This window comes from Nocardia vaccinii NBRC 15922, assembly GCF_001613305.1.
Lineage (GTDB): Bacteria > Actinomycetota > Actinomycetes > Mycobacteriales > Mycobacteriaceae > Nocardia > Nocardia vaccinii.
Genome location: NZ_BDCC01000009.1, coordinates 415,070 through 438,112 on the forward strand (window position 1 = coordinate 415,070; position 23,043 = coordinate 438,112).

General features: G+C 66.4%; 23 protein-coding genes and 1 pseudogene. 18 read left to right on the forward strand and 6 right to left on the reverse strand.

Going from position 1 to position 23,043, the window contains the following annotated elements; all coding sequences use genetic code 11:
• Positions 1-33 precede the first annotated feature (33 nt).
• A complete protein-coding gene (locus NV1_RS06355; protein WP_067886752.1) occupies positions 34-939 on the reverse strand; it encodes an oxygenase MpaB family protein in 906 nt (301 codons plus the stop codon).
• A 302-nt stretch (positions 940-1,241) separates the two neighbouring features.
• Here NV1_RS06355 and NV1_RS06360 point away from each other — a divergent pair, with 302 nt between their 5' ends.
• From NV1_RS06360 to NV1_RS06415, 12 genes and pseudogenes are all read left to right on the forward strand, one after another.
• Positions 1,242-1,466 (forward strand): hypothetical protein, encoded by a 225-nt coding sequence (locus NV1_RS06360; protein WP_067886396.1) that lies wholly within the window; start codon positions 1,242-1,244, stop codon positions 1,464-1,466.
• Positions 1,454-1,654, forward strand: coding sequence for a hypothetical protein (locus NV1_RS06365; protein WP_245713580.1), 201 nt, complete (start codon positions 1,454-1,456; stop codon positions 1,652-1,654). The genes NV1_RS06360 and NV1_RS06365 overlap by 13 nt, the downstream gene beginning before the upstream one ends.
• Positions 1,655-1,696: 42 nt before the next feature.
• A complete protein-coding gene (locus NV1_RS06370; RefSeq protein WP_373864584.1) occupies positions 1,697-2,587 on the forward strand; it encodes an MlaE family ABC transporter permease in 891 nt (296 codons plus the stop codon).
• Between the two features lies 1 nt (position 2,588).
• Positions 2,589-3,452, forward strand: a complete 864-nt coding sequence (locus NV1_RS06375) for an ABC transporter permease (RefSeq protein ID WP_067886399.1) — start codon at positions 2,589-2,591, stop codon at positions 3,450-3,452.
• A gap of 258 nt (positions 3,453-3,710) precedes the next feature.
• Positions 3,711-4,592 (forward strand): annotated as a pseudogene (locus NV1_RS46580) (MlaD family protein); the annotation flags it as partial.
• Between the two features lie 432 nt (positions 4,593-5,024).
• On the forward strand, positions 5,025-6,047 hold the full coding sequence (locus tag NV1_RS06385; protein WP_067886401.1) for an MlaD family protein: 1,023 nt from the start codon (positions 5,025-5,027) through the stop codon (positions 6,045-6,047).
• Positions 6,047-7,081: an MCE family protein gene (locus NV1_RS06390; RefSeq protein WP_067886403.1), complete on the forward strand. Its 1,035-nt coding sequence runs from the start codon at positions 6,047-6,049 to the stop codon at positions 7,079-7,081. The genes NV1_RS06385 and NV1_RS06390 overlap by 1 nt, the downstream gene beginning before the upstream one ends.
• On the forward strand, positions 7,081-8,184 hold the full coding sequence (locus NV1_RS06395; RefSeq protein ID WP_067886405.1) for an MCE family protein: 1,104 nt from the start codon (positions 7,081-7,083) through the stop codon (positions 8,182-8,184). The genes NV1_RS06390 and NV1_RS06395 overlap by 1 nt, the downstream gene beginning before the upstream one ends.
• 8 nt (positions 8,185-8,192) lie before the next feature.
• On the forward strand, positions 8,193-9,359 hold the full coding sequence (locus tag NV1_RS06400) for an MCE family protein (RefSeq protein WP_084525161.1): 1,167 nt from the start codon (positions 8,193-8,195) through the stop codon (positions 9,357-9,359).
• Positions 9,356-10,531 (forward strand): MlaD family protein, encoded by a 1,176-nt coding sequence (locus tag NV1_RS06405; protein ID WP_067886408.1) that lies wholly within the window; start codon positions 9,356-9,358, stop codon positions 10,529-10,531. The genes NV1_RS06400 and NV1_RS06405 overlap by 4 nt, the downstream gene beginning before the upstream one ends.
• Before the next feature lie 14 nt (positions 10,532-10,545).
• Positions 10,546-11,508, forward strand: coding sequence for an Rv1363c family protein (locus NV1_RS43300; RefSeq protein ID WP_157116605.1), 963 nt, complete (start codon positions 10,546-10,548; stop codon positions 11,506-11,508).
• Positions 11,509-11,690: 182 nt separating this feature from the next.
• Positions 11,691-12,941 (forward strand): TetR/AcrR family transcriptional regulator, encoded by a 1,251-nt coding sequence (locus NV1_RS06415; protein ID WP_067886410.1) that lies wholly within the window; start codon positions 11,691-11,693, stop codon positions 12,939-12,941.
• Positions 12,942-12,985: 44 nt separating this feature from the next.
• Here NV1_RS06415 and NV1_RS06420 read toward each other — a convergent pair whose 3' ends face one another.
• Positions 12,986-13,636: a hypothetical protein gene (locus tag NV1_RS06420; RefSeq protein WP_067886412.1), complete on the reverse strand. Its 651-nt coding sequence runs from the start codon at positions 13,634-13,636 to the stop codon at positions 12,986-12,988.
• A gap of 53 nt (positions 13,637-13,689) precedes the next feature.
• Between NV1_RS06420 and NV1_RS06425 the strand changes: the two genes are divergently transcribed.
• Positions 13,690-13,923, forward strand: a complete 234-nt coding sequence (locus tag NV1_RS06425) for a hypothetical protein (protein ID WP_067886414.1) — start codon at positions 13,690-13,692, stop codon at positions 13,921-13,923.
• Positions 13,924-13,949: 26 nt separating this feature from the next.
• Here NV1_RS06425 and NV1_RS06430 read toward each other — a convergent pair whose 3' ends face one another.
• Positions 13,950-14,666 carry an NUDIX hydrolase gene (locus NV1_RS06430; RefSeq protein WP_067886761.1) on the reverse strand — a complete coding sequence of 239 codons (717 nt, stop codon included), beginning with the start codon at positions 14,664-14,666 and terminating at the stop codon, positions 13,950-13,952.
• Positions 14,667-14,730: 64 nt separating this feature from the next.
• A complete protein-coding gene (locus NV1_RS06435) occupies positions 14,731-15,003 on the reverse strand; it encodes a hypothetical protein (RefSeq protein WP_067886416.1) in 273 nt (90 codons plus the stop codon).
• Between the two features lie 678 nt (positions 15,004-15,681).
• Here NV1_RS06435 and NV1_RS06440 point away from each other — a divergent pair.
• The 3 genes from NV1_RS06440 (at position 15,682) to NV1_RS06450 (ending at position 18,295) form a co-directional block, all read left to right on the forward strand.
• The gene (locus NV1_RS06440; protein WP_169813294.1) at positions 15,682-16,617 is read left to right on the forward strand and encodes an esterase/lipase family protein; all 936 of its coding nucleotides are present in this window, start codon (positions 15,682-15,684) and stop codon (positions 16,615-16,617) included.
• A gap of 269 nt (positions 16,618-16,886) precedes the next feature.
• Entirely contained in the window at positions 16,887-17,327 is a 441-nt protein-coding gene (locus NV1_RS06445) for a MerR family transcriptional regulator (protein WP_067886419.1), read from the forward strand.
• Entirely contained in the window at positions 17,324-18,295 is a 972-nt protein-coding gene (locus NV1_RS06450; RefSeq protein ID WP_067886421.1) for an NAD-dependent epimerase/dehydratase family protein, read from the forward strand. Before NV1_RS06445 ends, NV1_RS06450 begins: the two co-directional genes overlap by 4 nt.
• A gap of 88 nt (positions 18,296-18,383) precedes the next feature.
• Here the strand turns inward: NV1_RS06450 and mftF are convergent, their stop codons facing one another.
• On the reverse strand, positions 18,384-19,742 hold the full coding sequence (mftF, locus tag NV1_RS06455) for a mycofactocin biosynthesis glycosyltransferase MftF (protein ID WP_067886423.1): 1,359 nt from the start codon (positions 19,740-19,742) through the stop codon (positions 18,384-18,386).
• A gap of 605 nt (positions 19,743-20,347) precedes the next feature.
• On the opposite strand from mftF, the gene mftR2 reads away from it, so the two are divergent.
• The gene (gene mftR2, locus NV1_RS06460; protein ID WP_084525133.1) at positions 20,348-20,992 is read left to right on the forward strand and encodes a mycofactocin system transcriptional regulator MftR2; all 645 of its coding nucleotides are present in this window, start codon (positions 20,348-20,350) and stop codon (positions 20,990-20,992) included.
• Positions 20,993-21,050: 58 nt separating this feature from the next.
• Positions 21,051-22,124, forward strand: coding sequence for a ferredoxin--NADP reductase (locus NV1_RS06465; protein WP_067886426.1), 1,074 nt, complete (start codon positions 21,051-21,053; stop codon positions 22,122-22,124).
• 116 nt (positions 22,125-22,240) lie between these two features.
• Here NV1_RS06465 and NV1_RS06470 read toward each other — a convergent pair whose 3' ends face one another.
• A complete protein-coding gene (locus NV1_RS06470; protein WP_067886766.1) occupies positions 22,241-23,017 on the reverse strand; it encodes a glutamate racemase in 777 nt (258 codons plus the stop codon).
• Between the last annotated feature and the right edge of the window lie 26 nt (positions 23,018-23,043).

Consider the following 23,043-nt stretch of genomic DNA (forward strand, 5'->3'; position numbering starts at 1 on the left):
ATGATCACGTAACAGATTGTGACAGCTGGATTTTCAGATCATAGCGCGATGCTTGCGCATGCGCCTGCGCACGTCGTACATCAGCACATAGGTCGGTGCGAACCGGACGAATCGAGGGATGAACCGGTTGACGAATCCCACGAATACGAACAGGTTCTCGAACCGCCGCTGATCGATCGGACGCCAGCGCACACCCATCTGCTCACGGAAGTAGGGCCCGAGGAATCCCGCGGTCAGAAACCGCAGCAGACCGCCGAAGAACACCCGCAGGTACCAGTGGATCATCCGCAGATTCAGCAGGTCCTCGACGTAGGCGCGCACCTTTTCGTCCAGCACCGCCGATCGGCACGCCTCGTTCCAGTACACATCGAATTCGGCGCGCGTGGGCGGCCACATGTCCGGCGGCACCTGCAAGGTCGTGCCGAGCGGCGAGGAAGTCCGATAGAACGCCTCGGCCTCCTCGGGGCTCATCCTGCCGTGCAGCAGCTGATACGAATCCTCGAATCCGATGTACAGACACGCCGCCACCCACAGCTGCAGATGCCGGTCGAACGCGTTGTACTTCACCGCCGCGCCGGGCTCGGACTTGACCTGCCGGTGCGCGACGTTCACCGCCTCGCGGAACGCGGCCTTCTCCTCCTCGGACCCCAGGACCGCGACCGCGAGGTAGGAAGCGGTGGTACGCAAGCGTTTCCACGGCCGGACCATCAGCGCACCGGATTCGACCTTGCTGTCCGCGACGCCGTGGCCCACTCCCGGGCGCGACATCTGCATCGCGACATTGGCCGCGGCACCGGCGAATTGCCAGAAGTCCAGTGCATCACCGAGTCGCGGTGGACGTTTGGAATCCAGTCGATGCCCGTCCGGAATGTGGATCCGGGTCTGCTCGACGGTCAACGGTTCGACGTCGGAGGGCTCGAACGCCCGTGCTGCGGTCATCGCCGCCCCGCCCTTCTCGCAGCTGCCGATGCTGCGCTCGAAACTACCGGCACAGTCGCCGAGCATAACGGCGAGCACACCCCGAACGGAATCGAATCGGCCAGATTTATACCAAGAATCTTTGATAACTTAGTCAACTCATGCAGATCCTCCAGCGAGTCATATACCGATAGACCTGTGGCCAAGTCGACGCAATCTCGTACAAACCCTTCCATTATGAGTGGAATTGTACGTAACATACGCAGCCGCGGGCAGTCGCTTTCCGCACCGGCCGCTTCGCATCCGAAAGGACGGACACCACCATGTTGAAACGGCTCGACCGGCTCCTGAGCTACGAGATGCGGGTCTCGGAGTTCCTGGGCACGCTGATCCTGATCGGCATCCCGTACGGGATCATCGGGGTGATCTGGAGCCTCACCCACACCGCCCAGCTGCGGAACATGCACGGGATCGACGTCGTGGTCTCGTTCCTCGGATCCATCGTGTGCTGGCCCGTGCTCACCTTCTCGAACGTGTGCATGACGTAATGCTCGCGCTGGTGTGGCTCATCGACCTCCTGGTGATCGCGATCAGGATTCTCGGCGGCCGAACGAAGGTCAATCCCGTTGTGCGCCCGGCACTCTGGCTCATCGTGCTGCTCGGCTTCGCGGCCGTGATCGCGGCGATCGGCGCGGGTCTGGTCCTGCTGGACCACTATCTGACAACCCTGAACTAAGTCGTACCGAGCCGATCGGCCATGGAGAAAGGATCGGCACCCGTGACCCGGACCCCGGTTCCCGAACAGTCGCTGCCGCCCTCGCAGCGCCCCTACCCACCCGCGGAGGGCGAGCTGGCGCGGATCACCGAATCGGTGCGCGGGCTGTGGCGCGGCCATCCGCAGCAGTCTCTGGAAACCCTGGGCCGCCAGGTGATGCTGGGCCGCGACGCGTTCATCCAGCTGGTGCTCTCGCTGGTGCAGCGGCGCTTCCCGTACCGGGAGTTCATCAAGCAGTGCGCGTTCATGGCCAATGTGTCCGCCGCGCCAACGGTTTTCGTCGCCATTCCGATCGCGGTGGTGGTCTCCATTCAGGTCGGGGCGCTGGTCAACCAGGTCGGTGCGACCACGTTCATCGGCGCGGTCGCGGGTCTGGGCATCATCCGCCAGGGCGCTCCGCTGGTGTCCGCGTTGATGATCGCGGGCGCGGTGGGTTCGGCCATCTGCGCCGATCTGGGTTCGCGCACCATCCGCGAGGAGATCGACGCGATGATGGTGATGGGTGTGGATCCGGTCAGGCGGCTGGTCGCGCCCCGCATGGCCGCGGCGGTGCTGGTGAGCATGCTGCTGTGCGGTTTCGTGGTCTTCGTCGGCTTCGCCACCGCGTACATGTTCAACGTCTACGCGCAATCCGGTACGCCGGGCTCGTTCATCGGCTCGTTCGCCTCGTTCGCCGTGGCCGACGATCTGCTCGTCGCGCTGACCAAGGCCGCGATCTTCGGGGTGCTGACCGCGATCATCGCCTGCGACATCGGATTACATGCCCACGGCGGCCCCGGCGGGGTGGCCAACGCGGTCAACTCCGCGGTCGTGAGTTCGGCGCTGATGTTGTTCGCCACCAACATCATCCTCACCCAGCTCGACAACACGCTGCTCCCGTCGAAGGTGGTCTGAGATGGCCAGCAGCTACACTCCGCCGGCGGTGCGGCCACTACGGGCGGTCGGCACGGTCGCGATGGCGCCGGTCCAGGCGAACCAGCGGCTCGGCCATCAGGCGATCACGTTCTTCCGGGCATTGGCCGGGATTCCGTTCGCGCTCAGACATTATCGCCGCGAGGTCGCGCGACTGACCGCCGACGTGGGGTGGGGCAACGGCTCGTTGATCGTCGGCGGCGGCACCGTCGGCGTGGTGTTCATCCTGTGCGCGTTCGGCGGGATCATCGTGGGGATGGAGTCGTTCACGGCGCTGAATCTGCTCACCATGAGCCCGCTGACAGGCGCGATCTCCGGATTCGCCACGACCCGCGAACTCGCGCCGATCCTGGCCACCCTGGCCTTCGCGATCCAGTCCGGCTGCCGATTCACCGCGCAGCTGGGCTCGATGCGCATCTCCGAGGAGATCGACGCGCTGGAATCCATTGCCATCCGGCCGCTTCCGTACCTGGTGAGCACGCGCATGATCGCCGCGACGGTGACCATCGTCCCGCTCTACAGCATCGGCCTGGCCGCGGCCTACCTGGCCACCAAGCTCACCGTGCTGTTCCTGGGCGGCACCACCGCGGGCACCTACGACCACTACTTCTACCAGTTCCTGATCGGGCACGACCTGTTCTACTCGCTGCTGAAGGTGGTGCTGTTCACACTGCTGGCCACGTTCATCCAGTGCTACTACGGCTTCGTGGCAACCGGCGGCCCGGAGGGCGTGGGCACCGCGGCCGGGCGCGCGATCAAGATGGTGATCGTCGTGACGGTGTTCGCGGATCTGTTTCTGACCCTGTCGATCTGGGGTATCGACCCCGGCTTCCGGATCTCGGGATAGGGGGGCCCGGCATGAACGGTCAGGCGCGGAGGAGGCAGCGGAGCGTAACCACGCAGCGCCCCGTTCATGCCGGAAAGAGCACAGCATGAACGGTCAGGCGCGGAGGAGGCAGCGGAGCGTAACCACGCAGCGCCCCGTTCATGCCGGAAAGGGCACAGCATGATTCTCGATCCCAGCGGCAGGGGCGCCACGGCCCGTCAGCTCGGCCTGGCGGGCATCGCGATGATCCTGGCTCTGGCCGGACTGCTGTATCTGCTGATGTTGCGCTACACCGGCCATTTCACCGAGAAGGTACCGGTCACCGCGATACTCACCAGCACCGGAGACGGGCTGCCCGCCCATGCCGACGTGAAATTCCGCGGCATGCTGGTCGGCACGGTCGATTCGGTGGACGTGGTGGCCGCGGGTGTCCGTCAGCGTGCTCGTATCGACTTGAAACCCGCTGTGGCCCAGACGATTCCGGCCAACGTGACCGCACGCGCGGTCCCCAGCAACATCTTCGGCGTGACCGCGATCGAACTGGTCGACAACGGCCCGGACACGGCCACTCTGCACAGCGGGATGACCATCGCCGAGGACACCGGCACACCCACGATCGCCCTGCAGACCACCCTGGACACCCTGCGCAACGTGCTGGACAAGATTCAGCCCGAGAAGCTGGGCCGGGTGCTGGCGACGTTGTCCGCGGCGCTGGACTCCTCCTCCCGCGTACCCGGTTCGACGGTCGAACGCCTGGACATCTGGCTCACCCAGGTGCACGACATTCCGCACATCGGCGATCTGCTCGGCAACCTGGGCCGGGCCTCGCAGGCGCTGAGCCGATCCGCGCCGGATCTGGTGGGCGTGCTGGCGCAGTCGGTCACCACCGCGCGGACTCTCACCGAGAAACGATCGAATCTCGTTGCGCTGCTGACGAACGCGTCCGGCGCGGTCGATTCGGTGAATGCCTTGTTCGCCCGCAATCCCAACTCCGGCAAATACCTCGTCTCGGGATTGGACGGCTTGTTCGGCAGCCTCGCCGAGGACCCGCAGGCCATCCCGTTCACCGCAGCGAATCTCAATACCGCGCTGCGGCGGCTGCAGACCGCATTCCATTACGGCCCACAGAAACAGATGGTGTGGACGATGGACGTCACCTTCACCCCGTTCCAGCAGTACACGGCCAAGGACTGCCCGCACTACGGCAGCCTGCGGGGACCGCGCTGCGGCGGGCCCAGCGTTCCGGCCGCCGCACCGCCGCAACAGTATCCGGCCTCGATGCGGCCGCAATGGCTCGATGCGGCCGGACCGAAACCGCTGCCGACACCGGCTCGCCGCGTCCGCCTCGGGTACGGCGCAGCAGCTGCTGCCCGGACTGTCGCAGCTCCCCGGCGTCCCCCGGATTCCCGGTATCACCGCCCCGGCGGCGGAACGCGACCGAACCGACTCCGGCGCAGTACATCCCACATCGCTGCGCGGCATGGCCGCAGTCGACGCGGTGGTCGGCGGCAAACCGAATATGGCGCAGGTGCTGCTACTCGGCCCGGTGCTCTCGGGTGGGCATCTGACGGTGAGCGAAGGCGGTGCGGCGCAATGAGATCGGGTAAGGCGGCAACCGGGTTCGGCCTGTTCGCGGTCGTCGCGGTGCTGCTCACATACACCATGTACTCGACCCTGCAACGTTCGGTTTCCGGTGCGACGCAGAGCTATTCAGCGATCTTCTCCGATGTGCTCGGCCTGCGGGCCGGCGACGACATCCGGATGGCCGGGGTCCGGGTGGGCCGGGTCGACAAGATCGATTTCGGCGACGACTACCGGGCCAAGGTGGATTTCCGGATCGAATCCGATCAGCATCCGACGAATACCACCAAGGCCCTGGTGCGTTATCAGAATCTCATCGGCCAGCGGTACATCGCGCTCATGCCCGGCCGGGATCCCGGTACGCTGCTGCCGCCGGGCGGGCAGATCCCGATCCAGCGCACCGAACCATCCTTCGACGTCTCCGCGCTGCTGTCCGGATTCGAGCCGTTGTTCTCGGTACTTCAGCCCGATCAGGTGAACTCGTTGTCCAAGACGCTGATTCAGGCCTTGCAGGGTAACGACGTATCGATGAGCGAGCTGATCACCCAGGCCGCGCAGTTGGCCACCACCTTCGGTCAGCGCGACAAGATCCTCGGCGACGTGGTGACCAATCTCAGCTCGGTCGTCACCGGCCTGGCGCATCGCAGCGGTGACCTGGAAACGCTGATAGCCCAGACGCGTTCGCTGATGGACGGCCTGTACGCGCAGGGCTCGGCGTTGAAGAGTTCGGTCGATCGGGTGGCCGCGTCCACCGATTCGCTGGTCGGTCTCATCTCGCAGGTCAAGCCCGGTGTGGCCGCGGCGCAGAACAAGGCCACCAGCGGTATCGCACTGCTGCTGACCAACGGCGCGGCACTGGACACCGCGGCGGTCGAACTGCCGAACTTCCTCAACCGGGTGGCGCAGTTCTCCGGCAACGGCGCATACGGCAACGCCTATCTGTGCACCCTGGACGTCTCGCTGTGGGGTGTGCTGCTCCCGCCGGGGCTGTTCTCCCAGGTCGGCGGCAATTCACATTCGGAGGTGTGCCGATGATGGCACGGCTACGGGCGGTGCGGCTGCGGCCGGTGCCACTGCCCGGATTTCTCGGCAACAAATTCCTGCGGCTGGGTCTGCTCGCCGCGGCCGTCGTGGTGGTGCTGCTGGTGGGTTCCAGTGCGTTGACCCAGGCCAAGCTGGGAGACAAGACGATTCACGCCGAATTCGAGCAGGCCGCCGGTCTGCGCGCGGGCGCGACCGTGGACGTCTCGGGTATCGAGGTGGGTTCGGTGCGTGCGGTCCGGCTCGCCGGGACCGAGGTCGTCGCGGACCTGCGGGTGCGTCGCGACCTGCGGCTGGGCCCCGACGCCGAGGCGGCGATCAAACTGGAGACCATCCTGGGCCGCCTGCACGTGGATCTCACACCGGGCAACGGAAACGGACTGCCGGACAACACGATTCACTTGAGCAACACCAGCGTCCCGTACAACCTGAGCAAGGTCATCCGGGATCCGCGGTACCAGCAGTCCTTCGATCGCATCGAGCAGATCGACCCGCAGCAGATGCGCACCGCGCTGGACGCCCTGGACAAGCAGATGGGCGATTCTCCGCAGCTGGCGGTGCAGGCGCTCAACAGCATCGGCGAGCTGGCCAAGGTGATCGACGACCGCAAGGGCGAGGTCGATTCGTTGTTGAAGGGGATGGCCTCGGTCTCGAAACTGGCCTCGGACAACCAGAACAGCGTGCTGATGCTGCTCACCCGCGGCGAGGCGATCGGTGCGGCCGTGCAAAAACGCCAGGCCCTGCTGAAGCGGTTGCTGGACAATGTCGCGGCCCTGTCGAAGCTGTTCCAGGACATGGGCCTGGAGAACAATTCCCAACTCGGCCAGACGATTCGCGATCTGAACACCATGTCCGAGGGCCTGCAGAAGAACAAGGACAACCTGGACCGGCTGTACGAGATCATGCCGGTCACCCTGCGTCAGTTCGACAATGTGCTCGGTAACGGCCCGTACGGAGATGTGTACGCCCCGTGGCTGTTCCCGGACAACTGGCTGTGTTTCGCCCACGCCGTACAGGGGTGCAAGTGATGAGAATTCGCGCACTGGTCCAACTCGTCACCGTCTGCGCGTTGACCGGACTGGCCTCGGGATGCTCGCTGCTGCCGGCCAGCCCGATCTCGATGCCGGGCCGGTATCTGGGCCCGCACCGGCACATCAGCGCCGATTTCGAGAACGTCGCCGGGCTTTACGCCGGTAACGAGGTCGACGTACTGGGCGTCCCGGTCGGCAAGGTCGACTCGATCGAAGCCGAGGGTAGTTACGTCCAGGTGACGATGGGTATCGATCCGGGCGTCCAGATACCCGCCGATGCCATGGCCGCGCTGGTGAATCCGCAATTGATCACCAACCGGCACATCGAATTATCGCCCGCCTATTCGGGTTCCGGTCCGGTGATGGCCGACGACGCTCATATCCCGTTGCCGCGCACCAGGGCTCCGGTCGAGCTCGATCGCATCCTGCAGACGTTCGACCAGATCGGCACCGCGTTGAAAGGCGACAACCAGACCGGGCCGATGGCGAGCCGGGTCCTGTACCCGCTGCTGAACGGCAACGGGGACAAGCTCCATCAGACCCTCGACGAGCTTTCCTCGGCCTTCCGGACCACCCTGGCGAACAAGGACCAGATCTCCGAGACCATCGTCAAACTGAACGACATCACCCAGGTGATTGCCCAGAATGATTCGACCGTAAGGGATTTCAGCGGCAAGCTCACCGAACTCGTGGATCTGCTCGGACGCCAGGCGCCCGGTCTGCAGGCCGTGCTCGCCCAGCTCGACGCGTTCGTCACCAACACCTCGGCCGTGGTGGGGCAGAACAAGGACCAACTGGCCGGTGCGCTGAACCGGTTCGTGGCCATCAGCAACCAGATGCGCGCCAACGCGCGCAATCTCACCGAGGTCGTGGACGTCGGCCCATTGATGTTTCAGAACCTGGCCAATGCGACCAGTACCGAACATCAGGCGCTGCGCCTACACGGCCTGCTGGACAAATCACTGCTCGACGGCGAGGCGCTCGCGACGTTCTGTGAACGCGTGCAGATGCGCCTGGACGGCTGCCGCACCGGAAAGATCGAAGATTTCGGCCCGGATTTCGGGCTCACCGCCGCACTGCTGGGGATCACGAGAAAATGATGCGACACATGCGAGTCCGCACCGCGGCCGCGCTGGTGACGGCCGCCGCACTGTTCGGCGCGTCGAGCTGCGCGGTCACGGTGCAGAACCTGCCGATGCCCAAACCCGGCATCGGCGGTCCCGGCTATACCCTGCACGCCGCCTTCCAGGACGCGCTCAACCTGCCCGATCACGCGCACGTCCGGATCGGCGGCAGTGATATCGGCATCGTCACCAAGATCACGACCACGAATTTCATCGCCGACGTGCAGATGCGCATCCGCGACGACATCCGCCTCCCCTCGGGCACCACGGCCGAACTGCGACAGGCCACCCCGCTGGGGGACATGTTCGTCGCGATGACGCTGCCCACCGCACAACAGGCCGGCCCCGAGCTGAAACCGGGCGCGACGATCGGCCTGGATCGGACCGGCACCGCGGCCTCGGTGGAGCAGCTGATGATGTCGATCGCCATGCTGGTCAACGGCGGCGGCATCAATCAGGCCGCGCAGATCACCTCCGAGATGAACTCCATGTTCGGCGGACGCGCACCGGAACTGGCACATCTGCTGTCCGAGCTGACCACGGTGATCACCGATCTGAACAAGCGCACCGGCGATATCGACGGCGCGCTCGCCGGAATGAATTCGCTCGCCGGCGAACTGGCAAGGCACAAGGCCGAACTCGGTGCGGCTGCCGATGCGTTCCCGAAACTGCTCGGACTGTTCGACGAGAACGACCAGCGCATCGTGGACCTGACCACCAAGGTGGCCACCACGATGGACGCGATGGGCGATTTCACCAACACCACCGGACCGCAATTCCTGAGCCTGTTCGACAGCATTCAGAAGCTGATGTCCGGATTCACCCAGATGGGCGACAATTTCACCCAGTCGCTCGCGGAATTGCACACGCTGTATCCCTCGCTGATGGCGAGTATGCGCGGGCCGGTACTGGCGGTCGCGGCGACGGTTTCCTATCTGAGCGTCGGCGCGCTGACCGATCCGAAGGGCAGCCGGTGGCCCGAGGTCGGTGATGTGCCCGCGTTCATCGGCAGCCTCGCGCAGGTGCTGGCGAAGGTGTTCGGACGGATCACCAGTCCCCCGCAGCCCGTTCCCGGAACATCGTCGAGCACAACGAATCCCACGCTCCCGTCGCCGATTCCGGGTGTGCCCGTGCAGGGCGGTGCGCGATGAATCCGCCGCTGTGGCAATGGCTGGTGCGCAAACGCGTCGCCCTGGCCAATCTCGGACTGGTCCTGGTGTTGTTGCTCGGATCGGGCTATCTGGGCCGGGAAGTGCTGCGGTTCAACCCGTTTGCGCGCACGTTCCAGGTAACCGTGGATTTGGCGAACTCCGGCGGGCTGCTGCCCGGCGACGACGTCACTTTCCGCGGCACCCGCGTCGGGAAGGTGAGCGATGTGCGCGTCTCGGGCGACGGGATCACCGCGGTCGCGGCCATCGATGCGGGCACGAAGATCCCGATCGGCGGCACCGTGCACGTGGGCCGGTTGTCCGCCGCCGGTGAGCAGTACCTGGACTTCCGCCCGGACGCCGACACCGGCCCCTATCTGACCGACGGTTCGACCGTCGAGCGCGCCCGCACCAGCGTGCCCGTCCCGATCCAGAACGTGCTCACCGATATGAGCGGGCTGATCAGCGGATTGAATCCGGACCGGCTGGATGTCGTGATCAACGAGCTGGACAAGGCGCTGGCCGGCGGTCCGGACATGATGCGCAATATGATCGCCGGGATCAGTACGGCCATGGCCGGGCTGAGCAATCTGCTGCCGCAGACTCGTCAGCTGATCGAGAACCTCGAGGTCATCGCCGATACCACCCAGCACGCGCAACCGGATCTGGGCACCCTCACCGCACGCGGCACCGCGCTGTTCCAGCAGGCCCGCGCGGCCGACGGGGAGATTCGCGAACTGCTGGACCAGGGTCCTGGGGATCTGGCCACCCTCGGTGGGGTCGTCACGCAGAACCAGGATCCGATGACCGATCTGGTGATCAACTTCGTCGCCATCACCAAGGCGGCCAAACTGCGGCAGCCCGCTATCGAAGCGCTGTTTCCCGCGCTGCGCCAAGGCATCCAGGCCCTGGGCGTACCTGCCCACGACGGCAGCTATCACACCCTCGTCGATCCCTGGCCGCGCCCGAGCTGCGACTACAAGACGATTCCGGTCGCGCCGACGAATATCGCCGACACCCGCGTCCGCCTCTACAACTACTGCGTGACCGACAACCCTGCACTTCAGGTACGCGGCTCGGCCGACGCTCCGCGGCCCAACGTGCCCGACAACGGCTCCGGCCCGCCTCCGGGCGTCACCGGCAACGAACTGTCCCGCCCCATCTCCGGCAACTGAGGAGCCGAATCTCCATGAGCGACAGGGTGACCGACTCCCACGGACCCGCGACTGCCCACGCCGACGGCACAGCCGAAACGTCCAACACCAGCACCGAATCAACCGGCAGCGCTACCGCCGAATCCATCCGCGCCGACGCCGCTCGGAATGCGGCAACCGACACCGGCTCGGACGGTTGTCGAGAGCGCGGAACCAGCAGTGCCGCAGGCGATTCCGCTGCCAGCGAGGCGATCGCGAGGCACACCGAATCCGCTGTCACCGAGACCGAGGATGGGGCGGGAGCTCCCGACCGGCGAACCGCGCTCGAAACCGGCCGAATCACAGCGGAATCCGCTGAGGACGGCACCGGCGCGGACGAATCCGGCGCCGCGGCTGTCGACGCACCGGCCGGAGCGGAATCCGGCGCCGACGAGCCGGGTTCGACCGAGGTGGCCGCAGGTCGTACCCGGCGGTCGCGCCGCCGGCGGCTCGGCCGGACAGGGCGGGTCGCGGTGTCCTGTGCCGCCGCGATCCTGCTCATCGCGGCGGTCGCGTCGAGTGGGTACTTCTACCTTCAGGACCAGCACGACAAGTCGACGCTGTCCGCGCGGGAACAGGCTCGCGACACCGCCTGCAAGTACGGGCCGGTACTGGCCACCTACGACTCGAAACATCTGGACGCGTACTTCCACGCGGTACTCGCTGGTGCGACCGGGGACTGGCACAGACAATTCGACTCCACCAGTAAGGACCTGCGCGACGTGCTGGTCAAAGGCGAGGTGACGACCACGGTGAGCGACGTCCAGTGCGCGATCATCTCCGGCGACGCCACCTCCGCGCAGGCCATCGTGGTGGTCGGGCAGTCCATCAGCAGCCTCGGCACGCAGGGCAAACCCGAACCCGGACAGCTCTCCATCTCGATGCGCCTGGAAAAGGACGGCGATCGCTGGCTGGTGAACAAGGTCGACTCCCCGCTGGCGACGCCACCGGGCTCCTAGCACGGTACGGCAACCGCGCCGGTAGCACAGGTCGGCGACATATCGCCTGCTGGCTACCATAGCGATCATGAACACTCCGGGAGTGCCACGGCGGTGAACCCACCGCGACGGCAACCCGCCAGCCGCGTGCGCACACCGAAATCCGGGGTGCGCGCGCCGTCACCGAAAGACAGGCCAGCACTGTGAGCCGAGGTCAGCGCGGTACCGCGCACTCAGCAGAGGTATCGAAGACCGGAAAACCCGAACGGGTGATTCGCCGCCGCCCCAAGAATCGCCGGGCGCAGATCGCGGCGACCTCGGCGGCCGCCTTCGGCTCTCTCGGCTATCACGGCGTGAGCATGGAGGACATCGCCTCCCGCCTCGGCATCTCCTCCGCGGCCCTGTACCGGCACTATCCGAGCAAATACGCGCTGTTCCGCGAGGAACTGCTGCGGCTGGGCGCGGCCACCGTCGCGACGGTCACGCTGCCCGACGAGGCGGCGGACTGGACCCCGGAACAGCGGCTCGGTCACGTGATCGACGCGATGATCGCCGACACCATCGCCAATCGCCCGACGGTCGCACTGACTCGCTGGGAGCGGCGCTATCTGGACGACACCGACCGCGAAACCCTCGACGAGCAGTTCCGCACATCGATCGCAGTGGTGCGCAGATTGATCGACGATCTGCGCCCGGAGCTGGGTAGCCGGGACAGCCTGGTGCGCTCGGTGACCTTGTTCAGCGTGATCAGCAGCATCGGTGACCATCACGCCGCGCTCCCGGTGAAACCACTGACAGCCGTGCTGAATTCAGCTGCGTGGGCGGTGGTCCGCGCGGATCTGCCCGAACCCCAAGTGGATCCGCGCACACCCCGTGCGGTGGAGATCCCGCAATCGTTCAAACACGAACTGCTGCTGAAGAAGGCGGTGGAGCTGTTCCACGAGCGCGGTTATCCGAACGTCAGCGTCGAGGACATCGCGACGGCCGCGGAACTGTCGGCGGCCTCGGCGGTATACCGCTACTACCGCAGTAAGAGCGATCTGCTGGCCGCCGCGTTCCGGCGGGCCGCCGATCGGATGGCGGGCGCGATCGGACCAGCGACCGCCTCGTCGAACAGCCCGGCCGAGGCCTTGTCGAAGCTGATCGATCTGTACGTCGCGGGCTGTTTCGCCGAGCGCGAGCTGACTTTCGTCTATTACGCGGAATTCGGCCACATTCCGGCCGAGGAGCGCACCATGCTGCGCAACGTCCAGCGGCTGATCGTGGCCGAATGGGTGACGCTGCTGGTCCAGGTTCGTCCGGAACTTTCCCAGGCCCAAGCCCGCATCCTGGTCCAGGCCGCCTTCAGCCTCGTGGTCGACCTGGGCCGGGTCTTCGGGGAGGGCGATCGAATCTGTCCCCGGGACCGCGTCATCAGCCTGCTCGAGGTGACTCTGTTCGGCGAACCGCACTGACTTCGGACGTACGCTGCACTGCGCGCCGATTCCCCTGTGCGACTTCAGGCTCCGAAGCGCGGCCAAGGATAGAACGCCAGGTGCAGCAACAGGATCACCAGCAGGGCGAGGATGATCGCGGCGATCGGGTGAGCGCGACGCTCCAGGTAGCCGATGGTGCGAAACAGCGTGGGGAACGGCACTTCTCGCGCGAAGAACATCGCCAGCACACTGGGCACGACCACCCACAGCACCGCGATGAGTCCGTAGAGCACGTACGCGCCGACGTAGCTGCCCGGATGCATCTGCCGGGCGCCGGGCGCGACAGCGAGCCCGAGCACGAGTCCGGCGATGGCCACCACCAGATACCAGCCCATGCCGGCGGATCGCACGGCCTCCGCGTCACGGGTGGCCCGGCCGTTGGCCGTGGTCTGGTGCCCCGCCACGACCCGCGGCCGGGACGGATGCGTAAGCAACTGCGGCACAGCGTAATACCCGAGGACGCAGATCACGAACACCACCACCAGGCGCACCCAGGAATGCGCCGCCTCGAGATGTCCGATCGTGGCGGAGATCGTCGGCCAATCCCCCACTCCGAACACCGAAGCGAGCTCCGGCCCGGCGATCGCCGCTGCCGCCAGACCCCACATCAGATATCCCCAGTATTCCGCCGACCATCCGCGAATCTCCCGCGCGTCGGCCACAACCTCGCTCATACCCCCTGGTGTACCACCGGTAACCGGCGAACGCCCCGCCTCGCACAGACCAGATGCCACACCGACACCTGTCCGCAACGTCGCACCCGGAACCGTTGCCGCGCAACCGCACCGGTCCGCTGTACGGGCTCCCGCCACTGTGCGGCAACGCCACCGTCTCGACCGCACAGGCCACCGGGCCGGCCAGTCCGGCGATCACCGCGACCGCCGCGGTGTACGACGCCGAACCGACGCACCGGCGAGTGAACGCCGCACCCACATCGCGGTGGGCGGTTCGTCGACGGTGATGCCGCTGCCCGGGTCGAGCGGGTGGTCAGGCGGCCTGCGGGCGCATCATCGGCGGACGCAGCGCCACGGCCGGACCGGCCCGGTACAGCTGGGCGGGACGGCCTCCGTCGCGGGTGCTGGTCCGTCCGGTCGCCTCCACGAATCCGGCGGTGCTGGTCACCTTGCGATGGAAATTGCGCGGATCGATCTCGGTCCCCCACACCACCTCGTACACCCGCCGCAGTTCGGCCACGGTGAACTCGCGGCCGCAGAACGCGGTGGCCAGCGGGGTGTATTCGAATTTGGCCCGGGCGCGCTCGACCCCGTCGGCCAGGATCCGATGATGATCGAAGGCCAGCCGCCCGGGATCGGCCAGAATCTGCTCGGCGGACCAGATCGCTGCGGCGGTGGCATCCCCGCCCGCGGTGGGCGCGGGCAGATTCGGCACCAGCGCCAGATAGGAGGTGCTGATGACCCTGCCGCGCGGATCGCGGCTCGGTTCGCCGTAGGTGGCGAGCTGCTCGAGATGCATCCGGTCCGCGCGGATGCCGGTCTCCTCCCGCAGCAGCCGCACGGCCGCCGCCGACAAGCTCTCGTCGGTCTGCACGAATCCGCCCGGCAACGCCCACCTGCCTCGATACGGTGCGTACAAACGCTGCACGAGCAGGGCACACAGGGTGTCGTTGGGCGCGTTCCGAGCGCCGAGCGTGAGCACGACGAGATCGACGGCGACCGCTGCATTGAGACGAAAAGCATTGGCCATGACCGAGATTGTAATCGTCACCCTGACGATAACATCCGGCGCGGCAATGCTTCCGGTCGAATGATCAGTTCATTGCGACGGGCATGAACGGCGCATAGTCGCGCACATGCCCCTCCACCCAATCCCACAGCGACACCGGATCCACCGCGACGCCGCGCTGCAGGATCAACCGCCAGCCCTGCGCCTCCTTCTCCCACACATCTCCGTCACGATCCAGGTAATACCCCGCCGCACTCGGTTCGGCGGATCCACTGTCGTTAAACACCAGCACATCTCCTGACTGTTGTTCCACCAGGATCTCCGCGACGTTCCGCCGCCGGTTCCAGCTCTGGCTCATTACAGCGCACCCCTTCGTACGACAACCTCGAAACGCATTTCCGAGACACTCTTCCGAACGACTTCGAATCGAATTGACGCCAACCTTCAACTCTGGATCAACAGCGTATGCCGACATTAACAAAACCTGCTCGCACCTTGGGTTACGTTCGAGATACAGCCCTCGTTTCGCACCAATCGGCTGGTTTGCCGAAGGCGAAAGAGTAATGCTCCCGGACGGGTGATACGCCCGAATGCACGTATGACCGGCCGGGGTGACACGACAACAAGTCGCCGACCATGTTTCGTTCGCTTCATTGCAGACACAACTCACAGAGTTGTAAGCCGGCTGAAGAATTACGTTTTCATAAATGTTCAGCAACCATACGGCATTGCCTCGCGGATATTTCCCGCTCGAATCGGGCCACCGCGCGGCCGAACCGTCACCACCCCCGCAACCGCGATCCGCGCGGACTCGGCGACGCCGAACGCACCCCTTCCAGCGGCGCGTTTGCGTCACCACGCCGTATACCCGTTGACATGGGCGGATGACGCTGGTGCGATAGGGACAGTTTCGGGGGGTCGGCCCGATGTACGGGTATCAGGGGGCCCGTCCCGCCACGGGGTCCGGTCGGCGGCGCGATGCGCCGGTCATACCGGGCCGGGATGGTTCGGACCGTATCGAAAGGCTGTGCCGCAGATGAGGACAACGTTGTTGCGCGCTCGAATCGCGCTGATCGGCATCGTGCTGGCGGGGGTGGCGGCGGTCGTGGCCACACCGGCCGTCGCGGCGCCGATCGGCCCATCGGCGTCACCCGGTATCGAGTCGCCGGTCCGGACCGATACCTCGGCCATTCCGGCGGGCACCGTGATCGAGCCGGTGGTGAACTGCATGCCCGGCCCGCGTCGACCACATCCGGTGATCGTTCTCCCGGGCGCTGATGGGACCACCGATCAGACTGCGGCGCAATGGAATCCGATGCTCACGGCATTGCGCGCGGACGGCGGCTGCGCCTTCGTGTTCCAGGGCGGCATCATCAAGGGGCAGCGCTGGGCCGGTGATGTGCCCAGCGAGGCGTGGCAGGTCGCAGATTTCGTCACGAAGGTCCGGAGAGCCACCGGCGCCGACACGGTCGACATCGTCGCGCATTCGGCGGGCACCTTCGTTGTCCAGTACTACCTCAAGGTGCTCCACGGCGCGTCCTCGGTCCGCGACACGGTATTGCTCGCGCCCGAGTCACGCGGTTGCGACGGCGCTGGTCTGCTCGCCCAGTACGGGATCACGAACCCGCCGATGACTCCGGTCCAGGCGGCCGAGGTCGCGCCATATCTGGTGTCCGCGTTGGCGATCATGTTCCCCGGCATGGCGCCCGCCATGCAGATGTCCCCCACGTCCGAGGTGTATCGGGCGGTCTTCGACGGCAAGGTCACCCAGCCCGGTGTGCGGTATTCGATCATGGCCACTCGCAAGGACCACATCGCCACCCCGGCAGTGGCCTGTTCGCTGATCGAGGAGCCGGGGGTGGTGAACGTCGTGTACGAGGATCGATTCCCGGCCGCACCCGCGGTCGATCACTCGACCCTGCGCTCGAGCCCCGAGACCGCGGCCTGGGTGGTGGAGCAACTGCAGTCGTAAGTGCGATCCCCCACGAACCTTCGCCGGTGCCGCACCTTCCCCGGGACCGGCACCGGCGAAGCATTCGGTGACCCCACCCACATCCCCGCGGGCACACCCGGACCACCTCGACGTCCAGAATACGCGCCCATCCCAGCCCTGGCCTCAGCTGCGGCACCGCCACTCAGCTGCCGAAATGCCGAACCAGCTATGCCCTTTCGCGCGAACGTCCACGCTCGCACCGAACTACTCCTTGACTTCAAGCGCTTGAAGTCTGTTTTTCTGCATATATGGCATTCACCATCCAGGACGCCGCCCGGCGCAGCGGGCTGAGCGAACCGACACTGCGCTACTACGAACAGGTCGGGCTGATCGGCCCGGTCGAACGCGATCCCAGCAGCGGGCATCGCCGATACCACGAGGGAGACCTCGACAATTTGCAGATTCTGGCCTGTCTGCGGGCCGTGGGCCTGGGCATCGCGGAGATGCGCACATATCAGGCGAACCGCGCCCGGGGCCACGCCGCGGCCGGTGAACAGCGTGATCTGCTGCTGCGTCACGCCGAGCGAATCGAGGCCGAGATCGCGACGCTGCACGTCCACCTGGACTATCTACGCGCCAAGGCCGCGCTGTGGGATGCCCGCGATCACGGTGACGCCGCCGCCGAAGCCGAGGCGAACGAACGGGTGCAGGGCATGTACCCCCGACTGGAAGCGATGGTGCTGCAATGAGCCGAGTTCTGGTGACCGGCGGGACCGGCTATCTGGGTACCCAGTTGATAGCCGCACTCCTGCGCGAGGGCCGCCCGGTCCGCACGACGGTGCGTTCACTCGAGAGCGACGCACTGGTGCGTGCGTCGGTTCGGCGAGGCGGCGCGGACGACGGCGACCTCGAGATCGTCGCCGCCGGGTTGACCGCGGACGACGGCTGGGCCGAGGCGACCGCGGGATGCGAGGAAATCCATCACACCGCCTCCCCGATGATCCACTCGCAGGATCCGGACGAGGTGATCGTTCCCGCACGCGACGGCGCACTGCGCGTACTGCGGGCCGCACGCGACTCCGGCGCGCGAAGGGTCGTGCTGACCTCGTCGTTCGCGGCGGTCGGCTATTCGCCCAAACCCGGTGCGGAGTACACCGAGCAGGACTGGACCGATCCCGACACGCCCGGTCTCGCCCCCTACCCGCGGTCCAAGGCGATCGCCGAGCGCGCCGCGTGGGACTTCATCCGACGCGAGGGCGGCGATACCGAACTGGTCACGGTCAACCCCACGTTCATTCTCGGCCCCACCCTGATCGCGCAGGTGCGTTCGTCACTGGGATTGACCAAGTCGATGCTCGACGGCACGATGACAGCCGCGCCGCGTCAGCGTTTCGGCGTTGCGGACGTGCGTGATATCGCCGATCTGCACATCCGCGCGATGGCCGCCCCCGAAGCCGCGGGCAAACGCTATCTGGCCCTGGCCGACGGCCCGACGATCAGCTTCCTGGACATGGCCCGAATCCTGCGCGACCATCTCGGCCCCCTCGCCGCCCGCGTACCGACCGAGGAAGTCCCCGGCGCCGAACCGCCCCGGCTGATCATCCACAACGACCGCGCGAAAACCGAACTCGACTGGTCACCGCGCCCCGCCGAGACCACGATCGTGCAAACCGCCGAAAGCCTTCGCGACCTCGGTCTACTCGACCACGCACAGTGAGCGGCGCCACGTCCCGGCGCCACGTCCCGGCGGCACTGACCGTGTACTCTCACCGACCCGCACGAAGCGAGCCGTTCTCGGCCGGCGATCAGGCTCTGCACCAGCCTATCCACAGGCCGGTGCCGTAGGCGAGGTCGTCGAGGCGTTTGCAGACCAGGTAGCGCACTGGGTCCAGTCCGCCGGAGTCGCGGTGGGTGAACCAGTCCGCGAGGCCATCGGCGGCCGCCATGGTGAGCGCGAATCGGCGCAGCCGGGCGGAGAACACCATGGCCACCGCGGTGACCGGCCAATAGTCGCGGCACATCACCGAGACGATGCGCCACACGCCCCCGGAATAGCCGCGTGCCAGGGCGATCGCGGCCACCCGGGTCGGATGGTCGAGGTCGGCGAAGACCCGGCGTAGGCGCACGAGTGCGGCGGCGAGGGTGAGCACCGCACCCAGAACACTGATTCTGGAGGCGATACCCAGCAGAACCGTCGCCACCACCGCCCACAGCGGCACCGATCGCGGAGCCGCGGTCCCGGGATGCCGACGTGCCAGCGGAGCAACCCCGGCGCCGTGGGATACCTTGCGCCCGAACCACTTTCCGAACGACACCGGATGATCGCAGGCGACCTGCGCGGCCGGTTCGTAGCGCAGCCGCCACCCGCCCTGCTCCAACCGGCGGCACAGATCGATCTCGACCGCGGAGAACATCTCCTCGTCGAATCCGCCCTCGGCCAGCACCGCGCGCCGCCGCACCAGCAGCGCCGCACCCGGCACATAGGACACCGCACCGCGCGAACTCACCTCGGCCTCGCGCCGACCGCGATCCAGCGACGAACGGGTCTGCTCATATCGGCCCAGCACCGTGGCGGCCGGTTCGCGCGCGACGATGCGTGGTGCGACCAATGCCACCTCGGGATCGCTGAAATGTCCGAGCATCACCTCGAGCCACCCGGCCCGGGGCACCACGTTCGAATCCAGGAATGCGACGAATTCGGTTGTGGCCGCACGCAATCCGGAATTACGTGCAGCCGCCGGCCCCTGTCGGCGGTCGTGCCGCAGCACGGTCACCCGGCATCGGCCGCCGGTGCGTGGGATGTCCACGGGCCGGTCCGAACCGTCGTCCACAATCACCACGCTGTGCCCGCGAAGGGTGCGCAGCAAACGTCTCAGACCGTCGGTGTCGTTGTGCAGCGGCACCACGACGGTCACCTCCTCCGGCCGCGGCAGCAGGCGCGGTCGCGGATTGCCGACCCCGGCATCGAGCAGCCGCCTGGCAACCACGGCGGACTTCGGATCGGTCACCTCGAGGTAGCCGTCGCCGATCAGGGCGGCGGCATCCGGCGCAAGTCGCAGCAACCTCGTCGGCGAAACGCCGACGAGGAACCTGCCACCGGAATACGCGCGCACCCTGGGATCGATCCGCACCCCGAACCCGTTGGGCAGTCGCTGATGGCGCATTCCGGAAATGTTATGCGCTGTCTGCCGTTCCGGTGCAAGGTGTCGGAAAAACAGATCGCATTCGGCGCGAATAGCCCGGCAGCGACCGCGATGCCCGCCGCCCCGCGATCACACACCGGATCGCGATCAATGGCTATCACACCGCAAATGAACTCGACGACGAGGCGGATCGCATTGCCGCATCGGACAGTTCACAACTGGCTATTGCAATCGGACGCCCGCACGAATGTGCGCGGCCGACGAGTGACACACAACCGAACCTCAGCCGCGCCACGCGCTCTAGACTTCGGGGAGAAAGCACGGTGAACAGCTACAGGACGAGTATGCCGCCGAATGAGCGGTCGTGGCCGGAGGCGGCAGCGGAGTAACCACGCGCGCCCCGCTCATTCCGAAAGGACACGGCATGAGCGATCAGGGCCCGAAGGAGGCAGCTTGCGTAACCACGGAGGGCCCAGAGCTCATGCCGAAAAAGGACACAGCATGAGCGATCAGGGCCCGGAGAAGGCAGCTTGCGTAACCACGGAGGGCCCAGAGCTCATGCCGAAAAAGGACACAGCATGAGCGGACCACCGGCACAGTCTCGAGGTGTTATGGGAGTCGGACGGATGCAGACCAGTGGGGGCCGTAATGCCGGGGGCGCCACCAATCAGACACTGTCGGAATCGGAGATCGTGGAGGCCGCGCTGCGCGTGGTGCGTCAGGATGGCGTGGAGAAGTTGTCGATGCGGCGGTTGTCCCGCGAACTCGGCGTCTCTCCGATGGCCCCCTACTACTACGTCGCCGACAAAAGCGAACTACTCGATCTGGTGGCCACCGCCGCACTGACCGGGGTGCGTAAACCCACCCGGGAATCGGGTCCGTGGCAGCAGCGCCTGCGCGAACTGGTCGATCAGATCGATGAGAAATTGCGCAAGCATCCGGGGCTCGGCGACGTACTCATCGAACAGATGCTCGGCAAACAGCTGGATCTGATCGGCGCTGTGATGGAAATCCTATCCGACGCCGGATTCGACGATCGCGCCGTGCTGTCGGCCTATGCGACGATCCATACGTATCTGTTCGGGCGCAGCCGGGTCAATCCACGGGACCGCGCCGCCCTGGCCGATGCGACGTTGCCCGATGCAATGGCCCGCGCGGTCAAACATATGGGCGACCTGCGCGGCCGATACTCCTACGACTTCGGTATGGACGTACTGATCTCCGGTCTGGAAGCCCAGCTTGTCCGGCGGCAGGAGGGCTGCGTATCATGAAATTAGAACACGTTCTAGTTTGATGTTTTCGCGTGAACGCCCGGCCCGAGAGGACGTTATGACCACCGCCGACCCTCGACACGATCCCGACGTACCGCACAGCTCGCGATCGGTGATGCTGCGGGTATCCGAGGTCGTCACCGAGACGGCCGATGCCTGTTCGCTGGTCTTCGAGGTGCCCGCGGAGCTGCGCGAGCGGTTCGAGTATCAGCCCGGTCAGTTCCTCACCCTGCGCATCCCCAGCGAGCTGACCGGCTCAGTAGCGCGCTGCTACTCGCTGGCCAGCTCACCGCACACCGACGACGCGCCGAAGGTCACCGTCAAGCGCACGGCCGACGGATACGCCTCGAACTGGGTGTGCGACAACGTCCGGGCCGGGGACACCATCGAGGTACTTCCGCCCTCGGGCGTCTTCACACCCAAGGATCTGGACGAGGATCTGCTGCTGTTCGGCGCGGGCAGCGGTATCACGCCGATCATGTCGATCCTCAAATCGGCGCTGGTCGGCGGGAGCGGCCGGATCACGCTGATCTACGCGAACCGGGACGCCGAATCGGTCATCTTCGCCGAGGAACTGCGCGAACTGGCGGATAAATATCCACAGCGGCTGGTGATCGTGCACTGGCTCGAAACCCTGCAGGGCCTGCCGAGCGTGGAGAAGCTGGCCGCGCTGGCCCGGCCCTTCGCCGAGCACCGGGCGTTCATGTGCGGACCCAAGCCGTTCATGGAGGGTGTGCACGATGCCCTCGCCCAATTGGGCGTCCCACGCAACCGCACCCACGCCGAGGTCTTCAATTCCCTCGCCGGAGACCCGTTCGCGGATGTCGAAGCCGAAGAGGTCAGCGAGGAGGAGGCCGCCGCGGCCGCCACGGTCGACGTGGAACTCGACGGCGAGGTGCACAACCTCCAGTGGCCGCGCAGCAAGACCCTGGTCGACATCATGCTGAGCAAGGGCCTGGACGTGCCGTACTCCTGCCAGGAGGGCGAATGCGGCTCCTGCGCCTGCACCGTCCTCGAGGGCAAGGTGGAGATGGACAACTCCGAGATCCTCGACCCGGAGGACATCGAGGCCGGATACATCCTGGGCTGCCAGGCGCACCCGGTGACCGACCACCTGAAAATCCAGTTCTGAAATTTGGCCTCCGCTGCTGTAATTCGGCCTCCGCTCCGCTACGGCTGTTTTCGGCTCGCTTCGTGGCTCGTCGTTCACTCGGCGGCGAGGAGTCGACTGGGGTCCGCGCTCTTCGGTCAGGCAGTGATGACTTCGGCGGGTGCGCCCAGGACCCGTCCGGCTTCGAAAGCCGATGCGCTGGTAGGCAGTTCGCCGGGGCGGCCGCTGTTGAAGACGGTGACCGTTCCGGAGCCCGCGGCAGGGCGGCCGAGCGCGTCCATGCGACGGAGGGTCTGCACCGCGACGGCCTCAGCACTGTCGAACAACCGCACACCCGGCGGCAGCGCGGCCAGGATGGCGTCCATGACCAGCGGGTAGTGGGTGCAGCCCAGGACGATGCCCTCGGTGCCCGGCGGTGTCAGTGCGGCGGCCGCGGCGATGGCCTCCCCGATGCCGGTCGGATCGCCCCGGTCGATCGAGTCGGCGAGCCCGTGGCAGGCCACGCCGGTCACCTCGGCCGCGCCGCCGAAACGGGTGATCAGATCGGACTGATAGCGGCTCGCGGTCGTCGCGGCGGTCGCCCACACCGCCACCGTGGCGCAGACCGCGGCCGCGGGTTTGATCGCCGGTACCGTGCCGATCACGGGGACACCTGGACCAACCTCGGCGCGCACCTGTTCCAGGGCCGACACGCTGGCGGTGTTGCAGGGCAGCACGATGACCTCCGCGCCCAGCTCGATCGACCGACGGGTCGCGTTCAGCACCCGGTCCACCAGCCAGGATTCGGGCTTGGGACCCCACGGCGCACCCTCGGGATCGAGCTGCAGCAGCAGGTCGAGATCAGGCCGCAGCCGACGCAACCACGCTCCGGTGGTCAACAGTCCGAGGCCCGAATCGATCAGCGCGACAATCACACCCGCCACTGTATTAGTGACCGGCG

Bases quoted from the DNA above. Each gene is read 5' to 3' on its own strand.
- NV1_RS06355 (WP_067886752.1), bottom strand. From the start codon at position 939: ATGACCGCAGCACGGGCGTTCGAGCCCTCCGACGTCGAACCGTTGACC.
- NV1_RS06360 (WP_067886396.1), top strand. From the start codon at position 1,242: ATGTTGAAACGGCTCGACCGGCTCCTGAGCTACGAGATGCGGGTCTCG.
- NV1_RS06375 (WP_067886399.1), top strand. From the start codon at position 2,589: ATGGCCAGCAGCTACACTCCGCCGGCGGTGCGGCCACTACGGGCGGTC.
- NV1_RS06385 (WP_067886401.1), top strand. From the start codon at position 5,025: ATGAGATCGGGTAAGGCGGCAACCGGGTTCGGCCTGTTCGCGGTCGTC.
- NV1_RS06390 (WP_067886403.1), top strand. From the start codon at position 6,047: ATGGCACGGCTACGGGCGGTGCGGCTGCGGCCGGTGCCACTGCCCGGA.
- NV1_RS06395 (WP_067886405.1), top strand. From the start codon at position 7,081: ATGAGAATTCGCGCACTGGTCCAACTCGTCACCGTCTGCGCGTTGACC.
- NV1_RS06400 (WP_084525161.1), top strand. From the start codon at position 8,193: ATGCGAGTCCGCACCGCGGCCGCGCTGGTGACGGCCGCCGCACTGTTC.
- NV1_RS06405 (WP_067886408.1), top strand. From the start codon at position 9,356: ATGAATCCGCCGCTGTGGCAATGGCTGGTGCGCAAACGCGTCGCCCTG.
- NV1_RS43300 (WP_157116605.1), top strand. From the start codon at position 10,546: ATGAGCGACAGGGTGACCGACTCCCACGGACCCGCGACTGCCCACGCC.
- NV1_RS06420 (WP_067886412.1), bottom strand. From the start codon at position 13,636: ATGAGCGAGGTTGTGGCCGACGCGCGGGAGATTCGCGGATGGTCGGCG.
- NV1_RS06425 (WP_067886414.1), top strand. From the start codon at position 13,690: ATGCCACACCGACACCTGTCCGCAACGTCGCACCCGGAACCGTTGCCG.
- NV1_RS06430 (WP_067886761.1), bottom strand. From the start codon at position 14,666: ATGGCCAATGCTTTTCGTCTCAATGCAGCGGTCGCCGTCGATCTCGTC.
- NV1_RS06435 (WP_067886416.1), bottom strand. From the start codon at position 15,003: ATGAGCCAGAGCTGGAACCGGCGGCGGAACGTCGCGGAGATCCTGGTG.
- NV1_RS06440 (WP_169813294.1), top strand. From the start codon at position 15,682: ATGAGGACAACGTTGTTGCGCGCTCGAATCGCGCTGATCGGCATCGTG.
- NV1_RS06445 (WP_067886419.1), top strand. From the start codon at position 16,887: ATGGCATTCACCATCCAGGACGCCGCCCGGCGCAGCGGGCTGAGCGAA.
- NV1_RS06450 (WP_067886421.1), top strand. From the start codon at position 17,324: ATGAGCCGAGTTCTGGTGACCGGCGGGACCGGCTATCTGGGTACCCAG.
- mftF (WP_067886423.1), bottom strand. From the start codon at position 19,742: ATGCGCCATCAGCGACTGCCCAACGGGTTCGGGGTGCGGATCGATCCC.
- mftR2 (WP_084525133.1), top strand. From the start codon at position 20,348: ATGCAGACCAGTGGGGGCCGTAATGCCGGGGGCGCCACCAATCAGACA.
- NV1_RS06465 (WP_067886426.1), top strand. From the start codon at position 21,051: ATGACCACCGCCGACCCTCGACACGATCCCGACGTACCGCACAGCTCG.